This window comes from Marinobacter sp. bablab_jr008, from assembly GCF_016464145.1.
Taxonomy (GTDB): domain Bacteria; phylum Pseudomonadota; class Gammaproteobacteria; order Pseudomonadales; family Oleiphilaceae; genus Marinobacter; species Marinobacter nauticus.
This window is the reverse complement of the sequence record NZ_JACDWW010000059.1, coordinates 293,781-316,131: the sequence shown is the minus strand read 5'-3', so window position 1 is coordinate 316,131 and position 22,351 is coordinate 293,781. Positions and strand designations below refer to the sequence as shown.

General features: G+C 57.4%; 24 protein-coding genes. 9 read left to right on the top strand and 15 right to left on the bottom strand.

What is annotated here, in order from left to right; translation table 11 throughout:
• Positions 1-31: 31 nt before the first annotated feature.
• Complete coding sequence (locus tag JIF53_RS10065) at positions 32-1,897, bottom strand: alkaline phosphatase D family protein (protein WP_199452392.1); 1,866 nt, start codon at positions 1,895-1,897, stop codon at positions 32-34.
• Positions 1,898-2,100: 203 nt separating this feature from the next.
• On the opposite strand from JIF53_RS10065, the gene JIF53_RS10060 reads away from it, so the two are divergent.
• Positions 2,101-2,598: an acyl-CoA thioesterase gene (locus JIF53_RS10060; RefSeq protein ID WP_011786352.1), complete on the top strand. Its 498-nt coding sequence runs from the start codon at positions 2,101-2,103 to the stop codon at positions 2,596-2,598.
• A gap of 73 nt (positions 2,599-2,671) precedes the next feature.
• The gene (gene yeiP, locus JIF53_RS10055) at positions 2,672-3,238 is read left to right on the top strand and encodes an elongation factor P-like protein YeiP (RefSeq protein ID WP_011786351.1); all 567 of its coding nucleotides are present in this window, start codon (positions 2,672-2,674) and stop codon (positions 3,236-3,238) included.
• A gap of 15 nt (positions 3,239-3,253) precedes the next feature.
• Here yeiP and JIF53_RS10050 read toward each other — a convergent pair whose 3' ends face one another.
• From JIF53_RS10050 to JIF53_RS10030, 5 genes are all read right to left on the bottom strand, one after another.
• On the bottom strand, positions 3,254-3,946 hold the full coding sequence (locus tag JIF53_RS10050; protein ID WP_011786350.1) for a pseudouridine synthase: 693 nt from the start codon (positions 3,944-3,946) through the stop codon (positions 3,254-3,256).
• 58 nt (positions 3,947-4,004) lie between these two features.
• The gene (locus tag JIF53_RS10045; RefSeq protein ID WP_199452391.1) at positions 4,005-5,918 is read right to left on the bottom strand and encodes a hypothetical protein; all 1,914 of its coding nucleotides are present in this window, start codon (positions 5,916-5,918) and stop codon (positions 4,005-4,007) included.
• Positions 5,919-6,055: 137 nt separating this feature from the next.
• Positions 6,056-6,817, bottom strand: a complete 762-nt coding sequence (locus JIF53_RS10040) for a spermidine synthase (RefSeq protein WP_114434133.1) — start codon at positions 6,815-6,817, stop codon at positions 6,056-6,058.
• Positions 6,817-7,530 (bottom strand): lytic transglycosylase domain-containing protein, encoded by a 714-nt coding sequence (locus tag JIF53_RS10035; protein ID WP_114434134.1) that lies wholly within the window; start codon positions 7,528-7,530, stop codon positions 6,817-6,819. The genes JIF53_RS10040 and JIF53_RS10035 overlap by 1 nt, the downstream gene beginning before the upstream one ends.
• 129 nt (positions 7,531-7,659) lie before the next feature.
• Positions 7,660-9,015 carry a dicarboxylate/amino acid:cation symporter gene (locus JIF53_RS10030; RefSeq protein ID WP_114434135.1) on the bottom strand — a complete coding sequence of 452 codons (1,356 nt, stop codon included), beginning with the start codon at positions 9,013-9,015 and terminating at the stop codon, positions 7,660-7,662.
• 181 nt (positions 9,016-9,196) lie between these two features.
• Here JIF53_RS10030 and JIF53_RS10025 point away from each other — a divergent pair, with 181 nt between their 5' ends.
• Together JIF53_RS10025 and JIF53_RS10020 are read left to right on the top strand one after the other, a co-directional pair.
• A complete protein-coding gene (locus JIF53_RS10025) occupies positions 9,197-9,436 on the top strand; it encodes a TIGR02647 family protein (protein WP_011786345.1) in 240 nt (79 codons plus the stop codon).
• Positions 9,437-9,531: 95 nt separating this feature from the next.
• Positions 9,532-10,428 carry a DMT family transporter gene (locus tag JIF53_RS10020; RefSeq protein ID WP_011786344.1) on the top strand — a complete coding sequence of 299 codons (897 nt, stop codon included), beginning with the start codon at positions 9,532-9,534 and terminating at the stop codon, positions 10,426-10,428.
• Positions 10,429-10,430: 2 nt separating this feature from the next.
• Here JIF53_RS10020 and JIF53_RS10015 read toward each other — a convergent pair whose 3' ends face one another.
• The 4 genes from JIF53_RS10015 to JIF53_RS10000 form a co-directional block, all read right to left on the bottom strand.
• On the bottom strand, positions 10,431-10,607 hold the full coding sequence (locus tag JIF53_RS10015; RefSeq protein WP_011786343.1) for a DUF1328 domain-containing protein: 177 nt from the start codon (positions 10,605-10,607) through the stop codon (positions 10,431-10,433).
• A gap of 129 nt (positions 10,608-10,736) precedes the next feature.
• Positions 10,737-11,192: a hypothetical protein gene (locus tag JIF53_RS10010; RefSeq protein ID WP_199452390.1), complete on the bottom strand. Its 456-nt coding sequence runs from the start codon at positions 11,190-11,192 to the stop codon at positions 10,737-10,739.
• Positions 11,192-12,850: a L,D-transpeptidase family protein gene (locus JIF53_RS10005; protein ID WP_199452389.1), complete on the bottom strand. Its 1,659-nt coding sequence runs from the start codon at positions 12,848-12,850 to the stop codon at positions 11,192-11,194. The genes JIF53_RS10010 and JIF53_RS10005 overlap by 1 nt, the downstream gene beginning before the upstream one ends.
• A 162-nt stretch (positions 12,851-13,012) precedes the next feature.
• Positions 13,013-13,678 (bottom strand): hypothetical protein, encoded by a 666-nt coding sequence (locus tag JIF53_RS10000; RefSeq protein WP_023009157.1) that lies wholly within the window; start codon positions 13,676-13,678, stop codon positions 13,013-13,015.
• Between the two features lie 176 nt (positions 13,679-13,854).
• On the opposite strand from JIF53_RS10000, the gene JIF53_RS09995 reads away from it, so the two are divergent.
• Positions 13,855-14,514 (top strand): protein-L-isoaspartate(D-aspartate) O-methyltransferase, encoded by a 660-nt coding sequence (locus JIF53_RS09995; protein ID WP_023009156.1) that lies wholly within the window; start codon positions 13,855-13,857, stop codon positions 14,512-14,514.
• A 12-nt stretch (positions 14,515-14,526) separates the two neighbouring features.
• Here JIF53_RS09995 and JIF53_RS09990 read toward each other — a convergent pair whose 3' ends face one another.
• Together JIF53_RS09990 and JIF53_RS09985 are read right to left on the bottom strand one after the other, a co-directional pair.
• Complete coding sequence (locus JIF53_RS09990) at positions 14,527-15,327, bottom strand: DUF1338 domain-containing protein (RefSeq protein WP_199452388.1); 801 nt, start codon at positions 15,325-15,327, stop codon at positions 14,527-14,529.
• The gene (locus JIF53_RS09985; RefSeq protein ID WP_199452387.1) at positions 15,317-16,417 is read right to left on the bottom strand and encodes an arginine N-succinyltransferase; all 1,101 of its coding nucleotides are present in this window, start codon (positions 16,415-16,417) and stop codon (positions 15,317-15,319) included. Before JIF53_RS09985 ends, JIF53_RS09990 begins: the two co-directional genes overlap by 11 nt.
• Positions 16,418-16,532: 115 nt before the next feature.
• Between JIF53_RS09985 and JIF53_RS09980 the strand changes: the two genes are divergently transcribed.
• Entirely contained in the window at positions 16,533-16,961 is a 429-nt protein-coding gene (locus tag JIF53_RS09980; RefSeq protein ID WP_031211329.1) for an Lrp/AsnC family transcriptional regulator, read from the top strand.
• 315 nt (positions 16,962-17,276) lie between these two features.
• Complete coding sequence (locus JIF53_RS09975; protein WP_199452386.1) at positions 17,277-18,959, top strand: AMP-binding protein; 1,683 nt, start codon at positions 17,277-17,279, stop codon at positions 18,957-18,959.
• An 86-nt stretch (positions 18,960-19,045) separates the two neighbouring features.
• Here JIF53_RS09975 and JIF53_RS09970 read toward each other — a convergent pair whose 3' ends face one another.
• Positions 19,046-19,240: a hypothetical protein gene (locus tag JIF53_RS09970; protein WP_014422246.1), complete on the bottom strand. Its 195-nt coding sequence runs from the start codon at positions 19,238-19,240 to the stop codon at positions 19,046-19,048.
• 127 nt (positions 19,241-19,367) lie between these two features.
• On the opposite strand from JIF53_RS09970, the gene JIF53_RS09965 reads away from it, so the two are divergent.
• The gene (locus JIF53_RS09965; protein WP_031210210.1) at positions 19,368-20,267 is read left to right on the top strand and encodes a LysR family transcriptional regulator; all 900 of its coding nucleotides are present in this window, start codon (positions 19,368-19,370) and stop codon (positions 20,265-20,267) included.
• Between the two features lies 1 nt (position 20,268).
• Here JIF53_RS09965 and JIF53_RS09960 read toward each other — a convergent pair whose 3' ends face one another.
• The gene (locus JIF53_RS09960; protein ID WP_183576605.1) at positions 20,269-20,898 is read right to left on the bottom strand and encodes a lysozyme-like domain containing protein; all 630 of its coding nucleotides are present in this window, start codon (positions 20,896-20,898) and stop codon (positions 20,269-20,271) included.
• A gap of 189 nt (positions 20,899-21,087) precedes the next feature.
• Here JIF53_RS09960 and JIF53_RS09955 point away from each other — a divergent pair, with 189 nt between their 5' ends.
• The gene (locus JIF53_RS09955; protein ID WP_011786327.1) at positions 21,088-21,915 is read left to right on the top strand and encodes a DUF2059 domain-containing protein; all 828 of its coding nucleotides are present in this window, start codon (positions 21,088-21,090) and stop codon (positions 21,913-21,915) included.
• 57 nt (positions 21,916-21,972) lie between these two features.
• Here the strand turns inward: JIF53_RS09955 and JIF53_RS09950 are convergent, their stop codons facing one another.
• Positions 21,973-22,251: a peptidylprolyl isomerase gene (locus JIF53_RS09950; RefSeq protein WP_199452385.1), complete on the bottom strand. Its 279-nt coding sequence runs from the start codon at positions 22,249-22,251 to the stop codon at positions 21,973-21,975.
• Between the last annotated feature and the right edge of the window lie 100 nt (positions 22,252-22,351).

Here is a 22,351-nt window from a genome sequence, read left to right as displayed (position 1 = left end):
CGGGGCCACCTGTCTGGCGGCCCCTGTCGCTTCAGTTGGTTTCCCGGTAGTTCACCAGATCGTAGCGTTTCTGGTAACTGCCGTTTTCTCCCGCGCACAGCAATCCGGCCTGGACCGGGCAGCCCTGATCGTCAAGCATCAAGGTGCCGATGTTGCGGTCACTGGTCAGGAAGAAGTCGCTGTCTTCCGGCAGCAGGTAGCTTTCCTGGTTTTTGCCCAGTAACTCTCCGATCCTGTTGATGGCCCTCAAGCCGATATTCTCACCCATGGGTACGTTGTTGCAGGCGCTGCTGCAGATCTGCCAGAGAACGGGCCCCTGGCTGGTTTGACGTCTTCGGGCAAAGGCGTAGTGTACGTCGCCAGAGAAAACCACCACATGCTCAACACCGGGTAACTGACAGCAGGATGATTTCAGAGCCTCGAGCGATGCCGTGTCCGCACTCCAAGGTTCCCGATCCAGAGTGCGTTTGAACATGGGAAAATTCAGCTGCAGGTATTCGATATGACTGAACCCGTAGGTGGGGGTCGGTGAGACCACAATCAGCGTGCGACACTGATGAAACCCGGAGAGTCGCTGGCCCAGTTGCTGGATCTGCTGATCAGACATCAGGCCAAGGGAGTGTTTGCCTCGCTTGCTGAATTCCCGGTGCGTGCGGGTATCCAGCACCGCCACCGGCGGTGTCTGTTCCAGTTCGTAGCCCCAGTACCGCTCAAGCAACCAGTCCCATTCTTTGTGGTCGGCTGGCGTATCCTGTTCGAGAAGCGTTTTGAGTTTTGCCACTTCGGACTTCACCAGAGAGGGCTGATTGCCCCAGTGCTGGCAGAGGAAGTAAGTCTGCAGAGCGTTGATCAGCACGTACCGGCCAATGGGCGTGGTGCTCAGTTGCCGGGCGTTCTGTTTCGAGATGTTCCAGTCGTCGGTGACTTCATGGTCATCAAAGATCATGTAGGTCACCGTGTTGGCGAGCAGTTGGCGGACCTCCGAGCGGGCCAGATTTGCAAAGCCAGACAGATTACGGTGGTCTTCTGCGTGTTGTCTCTCCGTGTAGACATATTGCACCGGCGGGTTCCGGCCATCCCGGGTATTGGCAGGCTGTTTGGCAAGCCGTGGCTTGAGTTCGTCATGGCCCTGGAAGTCGAGGCCGAACTGGTGTCCGGCGCCTGAGAAGGCAAACAGGTACATGCTCAGGTATTCGGCCCGGGTCAGCAGGTGGGAGCTTTTGGCGCTGGAGCTGAATCCGTAGGGGCTTCGGGTTACCCAGTGACGGTCATCCAGTTTCGACAGCCGGTGCAGGTCTTTGCCCGCCGGCAGGTTTTTCAGATCATCGGCCAGTCCAAGGTGTTTCTGCAGCTTGCCCAGATAATCCAGCAGCAAGGGTGACACATCGTCGGCGTAGATCTGGTCGCCGGTCAGAAACAGCTGGCTTGGCCGGCTCTCCTTGCGAAGATTCTCCGCCAGCAAACGGGCGCCCCGGGCGAGTTGGTCCGGCTTTTTGTCTTGTCCCGGGGAGTGAGGGCGCCGGCAGGAGGCCTGAATGAAATGCCGATGTTCCCGGGGCAGGTAAACACTGGGCAGCTTGTCCGTGCCAGGGCAAAGTGTCGCCAGCAGCTGGCTGTCTCCAAAGGGCTCGCCATCCAGTACTATTTCATAGAAGAGCTCATTGGTTTGGTGATAAGGCTCGGCGTTGTCGAGGGGAAGGTCCGTCGACAGCATGCAGATATAGCAGTTATCGCCTGCTGGTATGAACTCGGCGTCGCAGTCTCTGGTAACTGGTGATGCTCTGGCATCATCCAGATAGGTATTCAGTTGAATGCTCTCGGGACGCTGGTCTAATACCAGCCATAGGTTGAGCACGGTGCGATTGGAGTGGCGTACGATAGGGCCGCAGATGATCATGGGAAACTCCTTTCCGGTATGTGAATCCTTTCGGGGGTAATGCCCGCTTTGTTGTTGTCATTAAAACGTGCAGTATATCTGATCAAATTAACCGCAGGGATCGCAAACGCAGTGTTTATGCCGCCTGTGATCGCATGTCCTTGCCTTGCTAACAAAGTTATCCACAGAAAGTGTGGGTAAACACACAAAGGAATGACCATTTCATGACCGATAAACCTGCAAAAGCTGTTTCTGCTTCAGCTATTGAAAAGCATGTGTATAAAGTGTTCCCCAACGACATGAACTCCCACAATACGGTGTTCGGGGGCATGATCATGGCGAAGTGTGACCGCTTGGCACTGGTGGTCGCGGAGCGGCACTCGGCCCATGTCTGTGTGACGGCGGCGGTGGATTCCATTCATTTTCGCGCTCCCGCCAAAGGCAATGACACCTTGTTGTTCAATCTGTCGTTGAACCGTAGTTGGGGCTCCTCCATGGAGATCGGTGCGAAAGTGGAGGCCGAGAACAGCTATACCGGCGAGACTCGCCATATTCTGTCTGCCTTCTTTACCTTTGTGGCACTGGATGAACACGGCAAGCCGGTGGATGTGCCCCAGGTAATCCCGGAAACCGAGGACCAGAAGCGCCGTTATGCCAAGGCACAGATACGCCGTGAGGGGCGTTTGCGCACCCGGGATGAATTGTCGAAGGCGAGTGGCTGAGGGCTATCGCATATTACCGCCAGTCGTGGTATACCAGCGCCCGTGATGACTAACTATTCTGGAACCGGATGTCATGCCTAAAGCAAGTGAAATCAAAAAGAATCAGGCGGTTGAATACGAAGGCCGCGTCTATTTCGTGAAGGATATCGAGCGCTCCGTGCCCCAGGGCCGTGCCGGAGGCAGCCTTTACCGGATGCGCATGTACGATGTGGTCACCAACCAGAAACTGGATGAGACCTTCAAGGACTCGGACATGCTCAATCTGGCCGACCTGGTGCGCCGGGAAGCGACCTTCTCCTACGCTGATGGTGATGAGTATGTGTTCATGGATACCGAAGACTTTACTCAGTACATGCTCAACCGCAGTGCCATTGAGGATGAGTTGCTGTTCATTACTGAGGACACCCAAGGGGTAATGGTGATTCTGGTCAGCGAAAACCCGGTGGCCATTGACCTGCCGCCGACGGTGGAACTGACCATTGAGGAAACCGACCCGTCCATCAAGGGTGGCTCGGCAACCGCCAGAACCAAACCCGCCCGCCTGACCACAGGCCTGGTGGTACAGGTTCCTGAGCACATTTCCACGGGTGACCGAATTCGCGTGAACGTGGAAGAGCGCAAATTCCTCAGCCGCGCCTGATGATATGGCAAGAGGTCAGCCGATTGAGCTGACCTCTTGTGCGCTGAGATGGCGGTAGCTGCCAGGCTCTAGCCCATCCACAGTCAGCCCGCCCATGCTTTCCCTGTGCAATGAGGTCACCCGGTTGCCCACGGCGTGAAACATGCGTTTTACCTGATGATAGCGACCCTCGTAGATCGTCAGCCGCACTTCCCGCTCTCCTAATGGCTCCAGCGACGCGGGCGAGGTTCTGAGTTGTTCGTACTCGAACCAGATGCCTTCCCTGAACCGATCCTCTGTCTCCGGTGAGATGGCGTAAGCCGTGGTTACCCGGTATACCTTGGGGATTTTAACCGCCGGTTCGGTCAGCCGTCGGCTCCAGACCCCGTCACTGGTGAGGATCAATAGTCCGGTGCTTGCCCTGTCCAGTCGCCCTGCGATGTGCACATGCGGCCGAAGCAATGGGTCAATCAGTTCCATAACGGTGGGATGCTGGTCATCCCGGGTGGCGCTCAGATAGCCCGATGGTTTATTCAGCATCAGGTAATACGAAGGGGCCGCGCTCTGGATGATTCGCTGGTCAACGCACACTTCACGAAACCGCGGGATGTCAAGGTCCGGATCATGGCAGCGCTCGCCATCAACATGAACACGGCCGGCGGCGAGCAGGGCCTTGGCCTGTCGGCGGCTAATACCGTTCTGATTGGTGAGTATCCGTAAGAGCTTCATGTTGTGCCCGACAAAAAAGGAGCTCCGAAGAGCTCCTGGTGTGCTGTCTGATTTGCCATCAGCTATCGGCTGTGTCGCCCTCCCAGCGGGCAATCTTCTCACGGTCCTGATCTGACACCACGTCTGATTCCAGTGATGCCCGTTGCTCTGGTGCAACCAGGCCCTGGGCAGCCATATCCCCGGTTCTGCGCGCTTCCTGCTCCTGGCGGATATAGTCGAGCCGCTGTTCCCGGTCGGCCTGCTTTTCGCTCTTTATTTCGTCGTTGCGGCGACGGAACTGGTCTTCCAGGTCGCCAACCACGCTGTTGATGAATCCATCGCATGGCGACAGGGACAGCAGATACCTCGGCTGCTCCAGGTTTTGCTGGCCAGAGACCGCAAACGTTGAGCTGACCGCTTCGGTTGCCAGAGCGAAGTAAGTGGCGTCGAAACTGAAGACATCCTGTTCACTGGACGCACTGTGACGGTCGGCGCCGCGGTAATGAGTTGCCCGCATCACCGTGCCTTCACAGTGCATATCGAACAGGTTGGACTTGAAGAAGATCTCGGCCCAGAACAGATGGCAGATTCTGGACAGTGTCCGGCCGAAGCCGAGCAATAGCAAGCTGGCAAGCAGGATGGCGGCAGTGGCGCCTGCGGGGATGAACAGCAGGTTCAATGCCTGGTCGACATCGAGCCGGGTAGCGCGAAGCTGATCCAGAGCGTAAACATGGTCCATCACGCGATCGGCACCCAGCCAGAGCAGCAGGGCACCCGCCAACAGGAGTATCTGGCCAGCGATGGTTCCGCTTGCCCGGGCCCAACGCAGGGATTTTGGCTCTTCGCGGTCTTCGACAACAGGTTGTATCTCGACCAGAAGGTCGCCGTTGAATTGCTCATTCTCCCGGTTGGCATCACCGGTGTCGTTGCTGTCCAGATATACCCGGTTCGGCAGCTCTTGCTGACGTTTTTGCATCAACACCAGGTCGCGCAGCGTCGTGAAAATCTGGCGTGGGTGCAGATCGAATCGCCAGCTGTTGTTAAGTTCAGAGCTGCTGGTTGCGATGGGCACCATGCCAATGCGTGCTTTGATTAAAACCACCGCAATGGCCGCTGTCGCCAGAGCACAGACGATAGTCAGGGTCAGCAGGGACCCGGTACGGAAAACCGGTTCAAGCAGGGGCATCAGGCCTGCCAAATCCTGGCGGGCACTGACGTGCAGACTGTCCCAGAAGCCAAGCCAGCCCTGGGCAGTCAGTATGGGCACCGCGATGGCACCGATGATCACCAGCGCCAGTCCCTTGCTGGTGGTCTGGCCCAGAGTGGTCATGTTACTGCGGGACAGCGGGTTACCGAGTTTGACCCACAACAGTCCCAGGTACACCAGCAATGACGCTTGCAGGATCAGTGAGATAACCGTGCTGCCAACATCCGCGCCTTCGGTGCCCGAGAACACCATGGTGACCACCAGGCTGGCCACCAGAAAGGCGGCGATGGCCACGAAGCTCTTGGTCAGTTTCATGGCCAGATTCTGAGCGACGTTGCGAATTGGCCAGGGGGTGACAATCAGGTTGGGAAAGACCGAGTGAACCGCCCGGGCGAACCAGCCGGTGGGCTCGATAAAGGTCGGATTGCTCTTGCTCATGAGCATGTTGTGGAGCATTTTGGAGTTATACAGGGTCGGCTCGCGTTCGTTCACGGCTTCACGGGCAACGTTTTTGGCCAGTGAGGCCGGTGCGGCGCGGCCCACGAAGAAACGCATGACCTGGAACAGGCCTCCGCCCAGCGCCTTCAACCCGCCCGTTACAAACAGGCCTCCGATCAACAGGTTAACCCAGGCCCTGGGTTTGTCGGTACCAAGCAGAGGTTGAATCTGAAACAGGAGATAGACGCCAATCGCCAGCAGAATTGCACCACGAATGGACCGGACCAGCCCTTCGAACCGGAATGGATTCCGGATGTTGAGTTTTTGAGCTCCGTACTCAAATGCCATGCTTTGTTCCTTTACATGAGTAAGAGAGGGTGTAGAGAGGCGCAGAGTTTAGCCTGAAAACTGTGAACAATTACCGGCAATTACATAAAAAAATGTAAAACGGAGTAAGATTTTTCGTGGTCGGTAGAGGGCGGATTTTATAAGACCCGGATTTTTTTCATCAGCGCTGGCCATCCAACCGGCAGTTGTTCTTCCAATGCCTTGAGGACTGCGTCGGGTATCTGCCAGGGATCAAACGCCCGATTACAGCCATAGATAACCCAGTTGTTGGTTTTGCTTTTGAAGGTGAGCAGACACGGGAACTGGCGTTTCAGCTCGCGCAGCAGATTACCGTCCGGCTCCGGCATGCGGTGATAGTTAAGAACGAGCCAGCCGTCAGGTTTGAGTGCCCGGGCACAGGCCTTGATGAACCGGCGTTGGGCTTGAAGGGGCGACATCCGGTCTGCGCTGTACAGATCCGTGACAATCATGGCGGTGCTGGCCACCGGAAGCGTTTCCAGTGTGTGCCAGGCATCAGCGACGGTGACATGAAGGCGCTCATGTTGTGGGAACGAGAACCAGTCCCGTGCGGTCTCGAACACTTTTTGACGCAACTCCACCACATGAACCTGACTGTCGGGTAACAGGCGGTGTATGCCGTGGGCGACGACGCCTGCGCCCAAACCAAGCACAGTGATGTGGTCGGGCCTGGCGAAAGCAATGGGTAGCAGCATGGCCCGGCTGTATTCGTGGACGGGAACATGGGGTGCCCGACGCAGAATTTTGCTTTGCTCAAACACGGAATCAAAACTGAGAATCCGGTGTTTGCGATCATCAATCACCAGAATATTGCCGTAGCGGTCGTTGGCGACATGCACGATATCGCCCTTGATATCGGGCCGTTTGATGATGGTGCCCATCAGTTGGCGGCGTAGCGCTGGTGCAGGATACCTACACGTTCCACGTAGGCTTTGGTTTCCGCGTAAGGCGGAATGCCCCTGTAGCGGCCAACGGCGCCGGGGCCGGCGTTATAGGCGGCGGTCGCCAGGCGAGTGTCACCATTAAAGCGTTTGAGCATTTTGGCCAGATAGTCGACACCGCCGCGGATGTTTTCGCTGGCCTCCAGCGGGTCTTTTACGCCCAGTTCCTGTGCCGTCCCCGGCATCAGCTGCATCAGTCCCTGGGCACCGACGGGTGAAATGGCCTTGGGGTTGAAGGCAGACTCGGCATGGATAACGGCTCGCACCAGGGCCGGGTCAACATTGAATTCAGCTGCCGCGGTCTGGATTTCACTGCGGTAGGGGCTCAGGAACAATGGCGTTTTGTGCCAGTCGACGTTGGATTCCGGGTCACAGGCGTAGCAGTGGAAGCGGATAACATCGAAGTCGGCGTTGCCCGGGCGCTGACTGCTGTAGGCCACGACACCGTGCTCGTCGGTGTAACGATACACGGTTTCACTCTTGGTGGAGGCTCGTGGCTGGCTTTTGCTTTTCACATTGGTGAATTCCACCCGTCCGTCCGGATGCACGATGCGTTTGATGCTGTCGGCATGGGCCGTCGCTGCCGCGAGAAGGAGTCCGGTGACAAGGGCAATGGTGACTCTAGTCGTCAGGGATGTACCGCTGAAATTCATCAAGAACCCGAAGCATAGTTTCTGAATGACACACTACGTCTATTATCGCGGTAGATGGCCGTTCAAGTGTAGGAGTTTCGTGCCTTCATGATACCGATTGTTCATGGGGTCACAAACTGGCCGTTGTCTTCAGGCATCGACAGCACTCGGTCCGGCCGGCGGCGGAATTCGCTTGCCCGACCAGTTCTCCAGCAGCCGGCAGGCAACCAGGTCGCCGGTCACATTGATGGCGGTTCGGCACATATCCAGAATTCGGTCCACGCCCATGATCAAGGCAATACCTGCGGCTGGTACACCCACCGATTGCAGTACCATTGCCAGAATGACAATGCCAACCCCCGGGGTAGCCGGCGACCCTATGGAGGCACCCACTGCCATGGCGACCACCAGGGCCATACTGCCAACACTGAGGTCGATGCCGTAGACCTGGGCCAGGAAAACGGTCGCGACGGCCTGATAAAGCGCAGTGCCATTCATGTTGATGGTGGCGCCCAGGGGGACTACAAACTGGGAAACCGAGGGGCGCACTCCCAGTTTGTCCTCTGCGGTACGGATAGACAGGGGCATGACAGCGGCGGAGCTGGAGGTTGAGAATGCCAGCAGCAAGACATCACGGGTATCCCTCAGGAACTGCAGTGGCCGTACACCTGCCAGCAGTTTGAGAATGACCAGATAAAACCCCATCAGGACGGCGAGGCCGAACAGCACCGTTGCCACATAGGAGGCCATGCCAATCATGGCACGAAAACCCAGGGTAGTTGTGAGTTGCGCCATCAGGCCAAACACGGCATAGGGCGCAAGGCGCATGGCCCAGCGAACCACGGTCATGCAGATTTGCTGCAGTGAATCGAGCAGGTCCAGCATCGGTTTGGCTTTGTCGCCCGACATACTCACCAGCGCAACGCCGATGATGATGGAGAAAATCACCACCTGCAGCATCTGCCCTTCCACCATGGCGTCCAGGGGGTTACCGGGCAGAAGTCCAATCAGTGTCTGGGGGAGGGCGTCCAGGCCGGGGATGTCGGCGGCCACCGGCGCGGCATCGGCTGGCGGTGTGGTCAGCCCGGTCATCAGATCCCCCGGGTTAACCAGGCCGCCCACCCAGAGCCCGATGGTGGCCGCAATGGCGGTTGTAATGACAAAAAACAGGGTAACCCGGGTCCCCATTTTCCGGAGTTGTTCCAGGTTGTCGCTGGCGGCCAGTCCTCGCACCACCGAGGCAATCACCAGTGGTATGACGATCATCTGTATAGTGGCGAGGAAGAGTTGCCCCGGAAACGCCAGCCAGTTGCCGATCAAGGTGCCTGTTTCCGGTTCGACCAGGCCGACCGAAGGACCAAGCAGTGTGCCCACCACCAGACCAAGCCCCATGCCAATGAGCACTTTAAGCCAAAGCCTGCCTTTGACCAGTGTGGCCAGGTAGACGCTCAGATGGCGCAGCGAGCGAGGTGCATTGTCGGTGGTCTGAGCTGGTGTGTTATCCATGATCAACGTGTCCGTGTTGCCGTTTTTCTGTGTCGGTGACAGGCAGAGATCGGGCCTTTGAAGACAATAACCATAGGATAGTCAGGCAAACTATGCATCTGGATCAATTTCTTTGTGATTCCGCTTCGGTCCACGACTGTTTGGGCTAAACTGCAGAGAACGCTGACGATAAGGAGCTTTTATGCCGTTCTCTCCAAACCACCTTGCTGAGCTGAACCTGTTGCTGCAGTTTCCGTCCGCCTCTACTCAGGAGGGCATCAAGGTGCACGCTCACAGTGCGGCGCCGGAAACGCTGCGCGCGGCGGAATCCTTGTTTGCCAAGGGGCTGATAAGCCAGAAGGATGGTGGTTACCTGACGCCGCTTGGTTGCGAAGCGGTGGAGTTTACCCAGAAGCTTCAGACAATGCTCACCGCCCCATAGGGTGACTGTGGCTCTGTAATGGCAAGGCTGTACCTGTTCCCGGCCTGATTGGCCGGGTATAGTCGAGGCTCTTTTTCCAGCCTCTGCCAGGACTTATGCCACCGATCTATTACTCCTTTTTTGTGCCCGCCCTGTTTGTCTGGTTGTGGAGCACCGGGTTCATTGGCGCCAAGTATGGTCTGCCTTATGCGGAACCCTTTACCCTGCTGCTGATCCGTATGCTGCTGACGCTGGTGCCGTTGGCTATTCTCGCCGTGGCCATGAAATCCCGTTGGCCGGGCTGGCGTGGGGCCGGGCATCTGGCGATTACCGGGTTGTTGGTGCAGGGAACCTATCTGGGCGGGGTGTTCTATGCCATCGATCAGGGCATGCCCTCGGGCCTGGTCTCACTGATTGTTGGCTTGCAACCGCTGGTAACAGCGCTGGCAGCCGTTCTGATTCTGCGGGAGTCGGTTGCTGGCAGGCAGTGGCTGGGGCTGGTCATGGGGCTGGCCGGAGTGGCGTTGGTGCTGGCGGAAAAGTTGGGCAGCGGTGCCAATGGCGGTAGTTTTTCACCGGTCACCATTCTGTGGGCAGGCTTGTCGTTGATCGGCATTTCCCTGGGTACGGTCTATCAGAAGCGCTTCGGAACCGGAGTGGACCTGATATCTGGCACCATGATTCAGTACACAGCGGCTGCAGCGTTCTTCGCGATTGGTGCTTTTACGCTGGAGACCCGGCACATCGAATGGACAGTGCAATTCAGTCTGGCGCTGGGATGGCTGGTGTTCGGGCTGTCGGTAAGTGCCATTCTGATTTTGATGTGGCTTATTCGTCGTGGTGCGGCTTCGCAGGTGGCCAGTCTGTTTTATCTGGTGCCACCGGTAACGGCTCTGGAAGCCTTTATTCTGTTCAATGAGCGGTTGGGGCCGTTGGCCATTGCCGGGGGAGTGGTGGCGGTAGCCGGGGTGGCCCTCGTGGTTACTGGAGGGCCACGACCGTTAAATCGCTGATGCTATACCTTTGGCCCCTTACCGCGCAGGGCGTTAACGACCAGCGACACCACCAGAAGCACCAGAAAGACGAAAAACAGTATCTTCGCGAAGCCGGCTGCTGTGCCTGCAATACCGCCAAAACCCAGAATACCTGCGATCACTGCAATTACGAGACAAACAATAGCCCAATAGAGCATTTCGTGTCCTCCTTTCAAGGGTTGCTTTTTAACCGTGGCACAGGGCTTCCAGGTACGCAATTTTCAGCGGGTTTTGTGGAGGGATGGTAACGGCCCCGTCATTTGGCCATCGCCGCAATAGAGTTCTTTTCAGTCCGTTTTTCGGGTCGGAAACACCGACGTGGAGAGTGTTGGCTGACAGCCAACGACACCTCGTGCCTGCTCGTGGGCATGCAGGTACCAACGCTGGCCGCCTTCCGGAAACGTGGTGCTGTCCACCTGAAACTCTGCGGTGCCCACGGTTGCAGGAATCGGAGTGCCATCGGCATGGCGGTAGACACAGCTGGTACCGAGGGTTACAGGCCGGGCAACGGGCAGCTCAATAAAGCCGTCGCTGCGCACGGTCGGCGCTTCTCCATTGATGTCGGTAATCTTCAGGCAGGGGCCAAAATGAATACGATCCTGGTCGCCGACGGGTTCCTCCAGACAGTGTGTGGCCTTGAGAAAAACAACATTACGGTTGGCCCCTTCCTTTGCGTTCGGAAGGTTCTGGCATCCGGACAGTACGATGGCCGAGATCGCCAGCATTGTAAGCTTCAGTCTCATCAGAGGCTCCTTGGTGTCAGTGACGCTTTACCCTCAGAATCTGCACGCAGTGCCTGCAGCAAACGGCGGTCACGATCATACACATCGTTCCGGAACTGGAGAACGCCGGCCGGATCAATCCAGGTGGTCCAGTATTGCAGGTACACAGGCACCGGTTCCGATAGCACTACGGTTGCCGGTTCGGCGGTTGCCAGGGTCTGCTCAATTCGCTTTTTGTTCCATCCGTTGGTGTTTGCCAGCAATCGTTCGGCCAGCTCAAAGGGGCGTTCCAGACGGATGCAGCCGGAGCTCAGGGTTCGCTCCAGCCGACTGAACAACGATTGCGCCGGGGTATCGTGGAGGTAGATATCGTACTGGTTCGGGAACATGAATTTGACCTGGCCCAGCGCATTCTGGGGGCCGGGCTGCTGAATCAGCTGGTAGGGAAAGTTGTTCTTCGAGAGTTTCGTCCAGTCGATTTCTGCTGGATCGACTTCGCTCTGGTTTGCGCCCCAGCCTCTGAAAACCTTGAAGCCCAGGCGCTCCAGATACTCCGGATCTGACCGTATGATCGGTAGCTGGTCTTCGATCATCAGCTTCCGGGGTACCGTCCAGGTCGGATTGAAAACCAGGTAGCGAATGCGATCGCTGAATACTGGCGTCTGCCGGTATGGCCTGCCAACAATTACCCGTTGGCGATGGACCTGCTCGCCGCTCTCTACGAGCACCAGCTCAAAACCGGCGATGTTAACGACGACATAGGTTTCTCCCAGGGATTCCGGTAACCACCGCCACCGTTCCAGGTTGGCGTCCAGGCGGTATATCCGTTCCAGGGGCAACAGGTTCAGCGCTGTCAGAGTGTCCCGGCCGACGATTCCATCTGGTTCCAGGCCGTGTCGGGCCTGGAATAAGGGGATCGCAGTGGCCAGGGCGTCGTCGTAGTGTTGGTGATTCGAGGCTTCTGGCGAGTCGCCGGAGAGGTCGCCCAGCATTGCCAGGCGGCGACGAATGTCGGGTATGCGGTTATCGGTATCGCCTGGTCGGATACTTGGTCCCGAAACGATAGCCGGCCAGTCTGCGCTGATCAGCTCACCCAGCGCTTTACGTCGTTGTACCAGTTGATGGTAGGCCGCAGAGCGGGGTTTCAGATCCTGCAGGGTGGTGTAGACGGTGCCGCTGGCCAGGGCTTCGGCCAAGACCGACTGCATCTCCCTTTGCTGGCGGTTGGCGGTCCATTCCGCATGGATGGTTGTGGGGTTGACCTTGCCGTGGTGCAGGTGGGACGCCAGTAGCAGGAAGGCATCCGAGAGTACAAGGTCAAGGTCGGTCTGTAATTCCTCGGCACTGTCATTCAGGTCTTTCAGGGCGAGTGCTGCAAGGGTGTCGTAGTGGTAGTCGCCGGGGTTGAGGCCGTCACCGGCCACTTCCCTGATGGCTTCGAGCAATTCCCTGCGATTGCTTGGGTCCTCCCAGGCCAGCGTGTACCCTCTGGCTTCGTAGAATCGCGTCAGCGCTTCCTTGGCATATAGCCGGGATTCCAGCACCGATACCGGGTAACCAGCCTGCAGGGCTTCAATGCGGTTGATCAGTCCATCATTGCCCTGGGCCCTGGCCGGAACCGCAAACACCAGAGCCAGGAGAAGCCAGTACAGGGTGAGTGGGTAACGAGCTTCCTGCATTCTGCGCCTCTATTGCGGTGTACGATCAAAGGCTGTCCCTGCGGTGTCCGTAATGCCTGGGCAGTCTATCTGACGGCAGTATAGCCTGATCGTTCAATCCCGGTAGGGGCAAAGCGCGGTTGGCTTCTGCCGCCCGAGGCTGCGGGCGGCAATGGCTGGGGCTTAGCCAGCGCGCCCAAACATACGTTCAAGGAAACCCAGTTCCCTGACATCGGGCACGGGCAGTTCATCCACCTGTTCCATGGCCTGGCGCCAGAAAGCCTCAGGGGTGTCCAGGTGCTCCACGGTCTTACGTTCTTCCGGGCTGTAATGATTGTGTTCCCCGGTCATGCCGGCGTCGGCCAGGGACTCTGTCCACAGGTAGATCGCCGAGCGGATGGTGCGCAGCAGGCGGCAGTAAACTTCACGGCTGAGATTGATCGCCAGTTCCGCCTTGAGGTTGATTTGCTTTTGCACATGGGCCATGTCGTCTTTGTCCAGCAACGCCCGATGACCATTGCCTTTCTTGCAGTTCAGGCACACCTGCTCCAGGGACTTGATGCCCTCCGGAAGGTCCAGGTGACCGTATTCCGCGGTCTGGCGCTCATCCACCGGCGCTGGAATCCAGCCGTACTGGGGTGATTTTGCAACAATGTGACCGGGCAGGTCGCGTCGGTAGGGCGGGGCCTTGTCCTTGTCGGTGTAGCCATCAAATTCTTCCCGCAACCAGGCCGCCATTTTCCGGTGGCGTAGCATGGTGGCGAGCGTAATGGCCGAGGGTACGATGTCCGTTAGCAGGTCGCTGGCGTCCTGGGTACGTTCCTGAAGATGATCCACGGATGTTGACATGGTCTGCGCTCCATTCGGGCCGGTTTATGGGCCCTGATCTTTTTGTTGTTGTCTGGTTCTCCTGTGTCGGCATCAGGAGTAACCTGTGGTTAAAAAGTAGTCAGTCCCGGGTGTTCGCACTGTTGTAAAAAAGTTATGCCTTTGTAACGACAGGTAAGCATGAGGAGGGACACCTTATGAACAAAGACGGACAGGATCTGAGTGATATGCGACGGGCCATGGTCCGGTGCCAGCTGGTGCCTCGGGGTATTTCCGATGGACGGGTGCTGGAGGCCATGGAGCGTGTGCCCAGAGAGCAGTTTGTTCCCGAACATCTGCGCTTCGAGGCTTATGAGGACCACCCGGTACCCATTGGCCAGGGTCAGACCATTTCTCAGCCTTACATCGTTGCCCTGATGGCAGAAGCTCTGTGTCTAAAGGGCCGCGAGCGAGTGCTCGATATTGGCACTGGTTCGGGCTACGCCGCCGCCGTCCTGGCCAGTCTCGCTCTGGAAGTTTTTTCCATTGAGCGTATTCCGGAACTGGCGGCCCAGGCGCGCAAAAATCTGGACCGAACAGGCTTCACCCAGGTGCATGTGAAATGCGCAGACGGTACGTTAGGCTGGCCAGAGGCAGCACCATTTGATGGCATCTGCGTGGCTGCCGGAGCCCCTGCGGTGCCAGCGGCCCTCAAGCAACAACTGGCGGTCGGCGGGCGGCTGGTGATTCCGGTGGGCACAGAGGGCGGCCTTCAGCAACTGCTCTGCATCACCCGGCTGTCGGATTCCGAGTATGAGCAGGCGAGCTACGGCGATGTACGCTTTGTCCCGCTGCTGGGTGAGGAAGGCTGGCCTTAAGCCTTCCCTGGTTTAACTATGGGTGCTCTCGAAAATCCGATCGGCGGAGGCGGCAACAAAACCGCTATAGAGTTTGCCGTTGGCCATTGGGTAGCGCTTGGCAAATTCGTAAAAGCAGCTCGGAATGACTGCGTCCTGGTCGGTAAAGTGCGCGGTAACACGGTCGGCCATAGTGGACGACTGTTCCAGGCAGTCCTGCGGTGAGCCTTTCACTTCTCCACCACTGGCATTCACGGAAAAACCCTGTTCTTTCAGCAGCGTGTTGATGTCTGGTACCGAGTGAATCGTGTCCAGGTGGTTTATGCTCACGGTAAAGTGGTTGGCGCGATAGCCCCAGGCTGCCAGCCAGCCGGCGTATTCACTTTCCTCAAGCAACTGTCGATAGGTTGAGTAATCCAGATTCCAGTGTCGGCCTGAGTAGAGAAAGTCATCAGCCTGTACCCTTTTCGGGTCGATCTGGTCTACCAGACCCTGCACTACCGCTTGCAGCTGGTCTGAGCATTGTTCGACCAGCAGTTCGGAGATAAACACTTTTGGCACCTCCGGGTCCGGGTGCTCGTAATGCCGGGCGTAGAGCTTCTTGGCTTCAAAATGGTATTCGCCACAGGGTTGGTAACCTAAAGCCAGGAAATGCGCAGCCAGGGCGTCCAGACCCACCGGCGCCGGGTTGAAGGTTCTCAGGGCGATATGATCATTGACGATGGCGGTGTTCTCGCGCTCGGCCAGCAGGGCATGAATGCGGTCTGCCGAAGGTGTTACGGCCCGGTAGTCTTCCCAGAGCGCGCGAAACAGGGTGTCGACGTCAGAGTGCATAGTGAACCTCCGCAGAATCTGTGACATGGATTGAGGCCGCCGGAATGGCTTGCTGGCCCAGGGGCAGGGCTCGTACTGATGCGCCCACACTGAGGTCCAGCGCATCGGCTTGCTTGGTTGAAAGCTCGATCCGGCCGCTGGCCAGGGCGTGAGTGTCTGTATTCACAACCATCGCGCGAAAGCCCTCGAGCCCGGTATTAGTCACAAGCACCGGGCGGCCTGTGTCTGTAAGGTGTTGGTTTCCGGTTGTGCTGATCTCTGCCGACATCAGTGCAGCTTCCCGGACACTGCGGATGTCATCTGTCCGGCATTCAACGGTGGGGCCGGCGTCGAACAGATCCACCATTCCCCGATGGCGGAACCCCTCTGCCTTGAGCATGGCCAGCGCGGGCCTGGTGTCCGGATGCACCTGACCGATGACAGCCCGGGCCGGATTGCTCATTAAATGAGTATAGAGAGGTAATGAAGGCATCAGGTCCTCGACGAAGTCCAGTGAACCAGCACCCGCCAGTTGCGTGACATGGCTGAACTCCAGATCAATAAAGTGATCCCGCAGCCAGTCCCAGAAGGGCGACTGGCCGAGTTCATCGGCCACACCCCGCATCTGGGCAATGGCCAGGTTCGGAAAGCGGTCCAGATGTTGGGCGATAAAGGCGAAGCGGACTTTGGAGAGTAATTTGCCGGCATTGGCGCGGCGAAAAGCCGGGCGCAGATACAGTGAGCAGAACTCCGTACAGTTCCGGTAGTGCACGCAGCGGGTGAGCGCGCCCACGGAGCGCCGTAGCCCCAACTCTCTGGAGTGATGAGTGAGGGTGCTGTGGCGAAAATGGTAAAGCGGTTGCGACCGGCCGGTTCCAGAGGTAATGCCGGTTGTGCCCATGATCTGCCCGGAAGTCTCCTCTTCAAGCACAAACAGGTAGCGTTGTTCGCTGTGGTCGACGGCCTGTGAGCGGAAGCTGCGAATTGAGCCCTCAATTTTTCGGGATAGCCGGTCTTTGTCCGGCATCAGGGAAGTAAATCCCGGGCCGGACTCGCAGGCTATCTCGTACAGATCGTTCAGGTCGTCATGACGAACCGGGCGAATAATCATGGCGGCACCTCAAAATTGTTTTTTATCAGTATGAGTGCGTAAGCCGCCGGTTTGCAGTGTCAGAATGTTCGAAATGATCTATTGTTTTGTTGAAATGATAAGTTTGGGGATCAAAATGACAGAAAGTCGCGATCAGAAACTGCTTGCTCTGCTCCGGCGCAATGCCCGTACGAGTGTGACCGAACTGGCCAAAGCACTGCACGTGTCCCGATCAACGATTCAGAATCGCATTGCCAGGCTGGAGGCCAGCGGCGTCATTCGCGGCTATTCAGTGATTCTGGGAGGGGATTATCTGCAAGGGCAGGTGGAAGCCCACGTGTCTATCAAGGTCCGGCAGAAGCTGACCGCCCGAACCAACACGGAACTGGAGCGTATCAGCCAGGTGGCACAGTTATTTGCCGTGAGCGGGGAATATGACCTTATAGCGATTGTCCAGGCCCGTACTCTGGAGGAGTTAAGTAAGGTGCTGGACGACATCGGCAATCTCGAAGGCGTCGAACGAACCAATTCAGCCGTCGTGCTGGAAACCCGCTTCAAACGTTAGCGTTTGACGGTCAGGAGCCGAGCATGCCTGCCCAGGCGCTGTAGAGGAAGGCACCGGAACCGACCAGAATCAGGGCCCAGGCCGGAAAGATCAGAACAGAGCGCGTTGACGATTTCATAACGACCTCCTGAGGTGATGACAATCTTTACGCTGCAACTTTCAATCTAGACCAGACTTGACGGATGTCACGAAGTATTTTGAGTGACAGGTCTCAGATTCGAGCTAAACGGCCAATCACCGGGATTGTTATTGCTATTGAGGGAGTCGGAAAGTTGGCTAGTATGGAGAGGAAGAAAACAATAACAAGGACGCACAATGGCCGTAGACCCGAACAAGCAGACTTCACTGCATTGCCTTTATTACTGGGCAGAGCATACTCCCGACAACGTTTTTTTGACCCAGCCCTACCCAGACGGGCGTGTTGAAGATATTACCTGGCGTGAAGCCGCCGACCAGGTGTCGCGCATGGCCGCCCACCTGAACACGCTGGGGTTGCCTCAGCGAAGCAATATCGGGATTCTGGGCAAAAACAGCGCCCACTGGATTCTGTCCGATCTGGCCATCTGGGCAGCAGGGCACGTCAGCGTACCGCTCTATCCAACTCTGAATGGCGAGACCGCAGCCTATATTCTGGACCACAGTGAAACTCAGATGCTGTTTCTCGGCAAACTCGATGGCACGGCCGATGGCTGGCATGACATCAAAGGCCATATTCCCGAGCAATTACCGATTATCTCGCTGCCCCTATCGCCTCGGGACGACACGCCCAAATGGCAGGACATCATCGCCGAACAGTCCCCGGCGATACCGAAACTGCCCGATCCCGATGATCTGGCCACCATTGTTTACACCTCTGGCAGTACCGGGCGGCCGAAAGGCGTGATGCACAGCTTCCGGACCATGATCTCGGTTGCTGACGGGCTGCAGCAGCTATTCCCCGTATCGGCCAGCGAACGTATGTTGTCCTATCTGCCCCTGGCCCATGTGGCCGAACGGGCGGCGGTGGAGACCCAGTCACTGTATTACGGTTTCCATCTGTACTTTGCCAACTCGCTGGATACCTTTCAGGAGGATCTGCAGCGGGCCCGGCCAACCCTGTTTTTCTCGGTGCCTCGCCTGTGGATGAAATTCTACCTGGGGGTGAATGCGAAGTTGCCGCCCAAGAAGCAGAAATTGCTGTTCAATATCCCGATTCTGAACACGCTGGTTAAGAAGAAGGTGCTCAAACAGCTGGGGCTGGATCATTGCCGGGCGGCACTCACCGGTGCGGCTCCGCTCTCGGCAGAGATCATCGGCTGGTACCGAAACCTTGGTCTGGAGTTGCTGGAGGTCTACGGCATGTCCGAGAACTTCGGCTATTCCCATGCCAACCGTCCGGGCCAGGCCAAGGTGGGCACCGTTGGTATGGCCAACCCGGGTGTTGAGCATCGAATCGGGGAAGGAGGCGAGGTTCAGGTGAGGAGTCCGGGCCAGATGCTCGGTTATTACAAGAACGAGGAAAAAACCCGGGAAGACCTGACGGATGACGGTTTTCTCAAAACCGGTGACATGGGTGAAATTGACCGTGATGGATGCCTGCGCATTACCGGGCGGGTAAAAGACCTGTTCAAAACATCAAAGGGGAAATACGTGGTGCCGGTGCCTATCGAGAACCGGTTCAATCACCCCAAGGCGGAAGTGGTGTGTGTGGCGGGTGCCAACCAGCCCCAGCCGTGCCTGATGGTACTGCTCTCCGAGGAGGCCCGCGATGAACTGGAGCGGGGAGGCAGTCGCAGCGAGCTGGAACAAGAGCTGGCGGAGGAACTGGACTCCGTGAATGCGGAATGTGAGTCCCACGAAAAGGTGGCTTTTGTCGTCGTGGTACGTGAACCCTGGACCATGGAAAACGGTATGCTCACGCCCACCATGAAGATCAAACGCAATGTCATCGAGGATTTCTACAACCGCAAGATGGACGAGTGGTTTGAGCAGAAACGCAAAGTGATCTGGGAATTCTGACCGGGTACAAGCGAACAAAAAAAACGCCGGCATGGAAACATGCCGGCGTTTTTTATTCAGCAACCCCGAAAGGCGTGCAGTCTGTTTTAGTGGCCGCCCTGAACCTGGGGCATATCCTGCGCCACGGCTACCGCCTTGCGATTGAAAATTCGCACCTTGCGGCTGATAAACTGCATCGCCTGCCTTGCGGCAGCGCGGGTATACTGGCGCCTGACCTCAGTACTGTTGTGGAGGATACTGGACGGCAGCGGTTTAACGGTTGCGATATGGTTCTGAGTCATAGCGCCTTCCTCCTTCATCTGGTGGATTGTTAGCGATCTATCTTTAATTTACGTTCAATTCTAAGGATTCTTTTTTGCAGCTTGAATACGTTAAAATCCGTACCCTTGTTGCAAATATGCAGTGATTATGGACTGGGATTATCTTCGATATATAAGGGCCCTTGCAATAGGCGGAACGCTTGCAAAAGCCGGTGAAATTCTGGGTGTTCACCAAACGACTGTTTTACGGCGACTTGATCAGATGGAAGAGTCGCTGGGGGTGCAATTTTTTGAGCGTAACCAGAGCGGATTGCAGCTCACACCCGTGGGAGAAATGGCCTTTCGGGAGGCTGAACGGCTGGCTACCGATATGGAAAACCTTGAACGCAAACTGGTGGGGGATGATTCCGCACCGGTTGGCAAGGTTCGTGTGGCCGCCGAAGACGTGATGATGAATGAACTGCTCAGCCCGATTCTGGCCGAGATGGTGCGCACCTATCCCGAGATTGAGCTGGAGGTTCTCACTGATAACGATGTGGCCAATCTCAGCCACCGGGAAGCCGACCTTACCCTTCGGCCGGAGAACAAGCCCCAGGCAACGCTGGAAGGTGAGAGGATTGCCGCAATCGAATCCGCGGTCTATGGCGCAGCAAAATACTGCCGCCGGCACCGGAACATGGATATCGAGAATCAGCCGGAAGGCTGTACCTGGATACTGCCAGACGAATCCTTCAGCCACCTGGCAACGGGGCGTTGGTACCGCAAACAGCTGAAAAATGTCACGTCGGTGATTCGCTGCAATAGCCTGCAGTCCATGCATGCCCTTGCCCGGGCCGGGGCAGGCCTGGCAGTACTGCCCTGTTACCTGGGCGACGCCACCAGGGAATTGCGGCGGCTGTCCGATCCTCTGGAGGGCGAAAGCATCGACCTCTGGCTCCATGTAAACCAGGATACCCAGCAGATGGCCCGGGTCAGAATGGTCATGGAGTTTCTGGTAGAGCGCTTGCAGGGTCTGGAGTCGGTGATCGAGATTTCGGGAGCCCTGTAGCTCAGTCTTCAGCCGAGCAGAACGGCCAGAACTGGTACCAGCGCCAGCACTGGAACTCCGCTTCGCACTGCTGCAACTGGTTGTGGTAGCGGTAAGCCCTGGCCCGGACCCGGCTGGCCAGGGCCTGAAGCTGCGGCTTACGGTCGAAGGAGCGCCGGGCATAGCCGGTTCTGCCTTCATGGTAGGCCAGGTACAGTTCCCTCGGGGCGGTATAGGGGATACCCAGTTGCTGGTGGCTCAGGCGGTTATACCAGCCGACGAAATCCAGGGCATACTGCATATCGCTGCGCACCGTCAGCCAGTCACCATCGTTTGCTGCCAGGTATTCCTGCCAGGCTGGATCAAGGGCCTGGGCGTAACCGAAGGCTGTGGTTGGTCTTGCCCACGGAATCAGACCCCATAGCCGGGTACGCGGTGGTCTGGCATGGCTTCGAAACGATGATTCGTAATAGACAAAGGCCATCTGGGTGGCAATGGGGGTTCCCCAGCGTTGTTGTGACCCGCTGGCATAGTCGTACCAGACCGGATGCTCCCGGAAAATGTCGCAAAGATTTTCCGGTCTCGCCGGGGGATCCGGAGCCAGCAGGCTGAAGCGGAGCGTGGCCCAGATCCCGATCAGTAGGCCGGCCACCGGTGGCCCATACCATTTTGCCAAGCGAAGCCAGCGTGCTTTTTCAGCCTTATGGCGGCTCTTTTTCTTTCGGCCTGACCTGTTGCGTATTCCTACCAAACTGTCATCTCCTGAACCCCTGGATTGCTTGCTGCCAGCCTTGGGCCCATGGCATAAGAGAGTTATTGCATTAGTCAGGATGATAGGTAAATGAAGCGATTGGCCCTAGTTAAACCTGTTTTAGTCGTTGCCATGCTTGGCGTGGGCTCAGCTCAGGCGGCCCCGGATGCCGCCAGTGTGCTCGAAGCCTCCCCGATTGACGACATTGTTGAGCAATACCCGGCGATGCTAAGCCAGGGTATTCGGGAAGGGCTGAAACAACGCGGTCAGGTGCCGCCCATGGTGGCGGATACCGTTGGCTATGTCGTGAGCAGCAGTTTCAGCGCCGACAAAATTGAGCAGCAGATCATTACCGATCTGCAAGCACAGCTGACGGACGAACAGCTTCAGGCGGTAAGTGAGTGGTACCAGACACCCGTCGCCCGAAAAATTTCGAGCGCAGAGATTGCCGCCTCGGCGCCGGAAGCCTGGCCGCAGATTCAGGCCAGCGCGCCGGAATTGAATCGAAAGTACAAAGGCACTCCCAAAGCCGAGATGTTCGATCGATTCGACCGGGCCGCCCGGGCAACCGAAAGCGCGGTGGATACCACCATTGCTGTTCAGTTGGGGTTGGCCACTGCCATGTCGGCACTCAGCAGCGAATCAATGCACTATGAGCAGTTGGAGCGCCGTATCGAAAACCAGCGAGGAATGCTTCGGGGTGTGGTTGGCCAGCAGGTCTACGACAGCTATCTTTATACCTACGACAAGATCAGCGCCCAGGAGCTGGCATTGTACCTGGACTTCCTCGAAAGCCCCGCCGGTAAGCAGTTTTCTCAGGTTGTGACCAGCAGTATTCAGCAGGCGATCATGGAGCCTGTCGAGAGCATTGGACGGCAGATATCGAGGTTTATGGCACCGCCGGCAGGATCGGAGTAGGACGCACTCCGGCCGGCGTCGGAGATATTCCGAACACCGGCCGGGCCAATCATCGGATCAGCTGCGGCTGGTGACTTCCAGCAGGTGGTAGCCAAACTGGGTCTTGATGGGGCCGATCACAGTATTGAGCTCGCTGTTGAAAACGGCTTTGTCGAACTCCGGAACCATCTGGCCCGGCCCGAAAGAACCCAGGTCGCCGCCGTTACGGCCGGAAGGGCAGGACGAGTGCTGCTTGGCGACTTCTGCGAAACCCTGGCCACCTTCGATGGCTTTCTTCAGTTCCTCACACTTGGCTTCACTGTCTACCAGAATGTGGCGTGCGGTTGCTTGTGCCATGATCAATTTCCTGTCGTTGGGTGAATGGAACACAGACCGGAATGCTGCCCGCAGCGGCGCCCTGAGGCAAGCGGTTTTTGTCCGTGTTTCTGCGGCCTCA